The 2,143-nt window shown below is 71.1% G+C and carries 2 protein-coding genes and 1 riboswitch; both genes read right to left on the bottom strand.

Translation table 11 applies throughout. From position 1 onward, the window contains the following. Window positions 1-74: 74 nt before the first annotated feature. Complete coding sequence (locus tag VIM26_RS15890) at window positions 75-1,097, bottom strand: hypothetical protein (protein ID WP_331952881.1); 1,023 nt, start codon at window positions 1,095-1,097, stop codon at window positions 75-77. A 52-nt stretch (window positions 1,098-1,149) separates the two neighbouring features. Continuing rightward, window positions 1,150-1,338: riboswitch (cyclic di-AMP (ydaO/yuaA leader) on the bottom strand. 89 nt (window positions 1,339-1,427) lie between these two features. After that, the coding region (locus VIM26_RS15885; protein ID WP_331952879.1) for an MFS transporter at window positions 1,428-2,143 on the bottom strand (716 nt) is incomplete at its 5' end.

The raw sequence follows: 2,143 nt of genomic DNA, 5'->3' as shown, positions 1-2,143 counted from the left end.
AGATAGAGCACTGGAATGCTCTATCTCGACGCGGCGGCTCTATCTCGGCGCATGGTCGACGCCTGAGAGGGGGCTCAGCTCAGGGGCAGGGCGTCGGGCTGGCGGCGGATGCCGCCACCGCCGACGGTCGTCGGGGTGTTGTTCGTCATGATGCGCATCAGCGGGTAGAGCTTGTCCTTCCAGTCGACGCGCATCCGGTACACGGCCGTCTGGTCGGCGAGCGGCTCCGCGTACAGGGCGACCGCCCCGGCCCGCAGCAGGACGTGCGCGCCGTAGTCCTGCAGGCCGTGTCCCAGGGCGAGCCCTTCGGGACTCAGGTTGAGCTTGGTGAGGTCGACGCTCGGCGGGATGCCCATCATGGAGCCCATCGGGATCGGGCCGGAGTAGGCCGTCGCCGCGTCGGAGTCCTGCGCGCGCGCGGGCCAGACGTACCCGTACTTGAGCATCGAGTTGGGGATCCCGACGGCGAGCGTGTGCGGGATCTTCTTGTTGGCGACCTCCTGCGTGCGGATCAGGCCCATGATCTGGCTGATCCCCGAGGCGCGGGCACCGCCGGCGAGCCCGTTCGTGCGCAGGTCCTGCTGCACGACGTAGGTCGTGGTCCACGAGGTCGAGGTGACCTTCGTCATCTTGTAGCACTCGTAGGCCGTGTAGCCGTCGGGCTGCACGACGGTCATGTGCTTGTCGGTGCCCGTGGTCACCACCGAGCCGCTGGGCACCCGGAAATACCACACCTTGCCCGTCTTGATGTTGGTCACCTTGGTCATCGGATCGACCGACGTGGCCCGCGCGACCGCGATCGACCACGCCAGCGAGTTCAGCTGGGGGGTGCCGCGCAGCAGCGCGGCGGTCTTCGTGGAGCTGGCGCTCTCGAACTTGGCGAGCGAGCCGAAGGAGGTGTTGGCGGGGGCGGGGACCGAGAACGGCTGCAGGGCCGCGATCCGGGTCGTGGTGGTGGCCGCGGCCGGTGGGGTCGCGCCGAGGATCGAGACGGCGAGGGCGGTGAGGGCGACGGCCGTGGCGAGGACCAGGGCCGAACGACGGCGGACGAGGGGCTGGGTTCCGGCGGTGCCCGCCGGGAGGTTGGACAGCGGCACGGAACGATCGTCTGGCGCGTCGGGGCGCGCGGGATCAGAGATGGGGTGCATGGACGGACCTCTCCGTCGCCTACGGGGTGAGCTGTCGGGTTCGGGCGGGAGTGCGCCCGGCCGGTCGGGACTGCAACCGGCTTCACCCCAAGGACACCGTGACCGGTGCCCGAATGCGTGGGTCCCCCGCTCCTGCCAGCGAGAATTCGTGGTGCCCGCAGTGGTGGCAGGGATTCGGCGGCCCACCACAGGCGTACCCGGAACTGCCGGGTACGAAAAGAGAGTAAACCAGACGCCGCCCCTATCACGGAATGATCACAAATCCGTCGCCCGCGGCGCTCAGGATTTCGCGGCGCTGCGCACCCTTCGCAATCCGAGCGCGACGGCCACAGCGCCGATCGAAATCAGCGCAGGGACCAGCAGGAATGCACTGTGGGAGCCCACCCGGTCCGCGAGGGCGCCGAGCAGGAAGGGCGCGACGGCGATCGCCCCGCCGGCGCCCAGCGTCGCGCGGGCCTGGGCCTGGTCGGGGCGACCCGCCGACGCGCGTAGCACGAGGGCGATCGACAGCGGGTACTGGGCGCCGTAGCCGAGGCCCGCGACGACCAGACCGACCACGGCGAGCGTCGTCGTCGTCGCGAGCCACAGGACCAGCCAACCGGCCCCGGCCAGGACGAAGGCAATGATCAGAAGCTTTTCCGCCTGACCCCGCAGGGACAGCGGACCGACAATGAAACGCGCGGCGCTCATTCCGCCGATGAGTCCCGCGAGCGCGCCCGTCGCGATGCCGGGGCCCGCGCCCGTCCGGGAAATGAGCAGGTCGGCGGCCCAGAACGTGGTCGCGTTCTCGATCGCGACGGCGGCGATCAGCCCGACCCAGAAGCACCAGAACGCGCCGGAGAATCCGCGTGCGGGCGGCGCGCCGACCGGCGCCGTCGGCGGTGCTCCGGGTCCGTCGGGTCCACCGGGTTCGCCCGCACCAGGTGCGACCCGGGACGAGCCGAGCGCCCCGCGCCCGGGCAGCGAGCCGATCAGCGCGGCGGCCACCGCGGCGA

The organism is Pengzhenrongella sp., from assembly GCF_036565025.1.
GTDB lineage: Bacteria > Actinomycetota > Actinomycetes > Actinomycetales > Cellulomonadaceae > Pengzhenrongella.
Note: the sequence above shows the minus strand (reverse complement) of the source record. Positions and strands in the feature narration are given on the sequence as shown.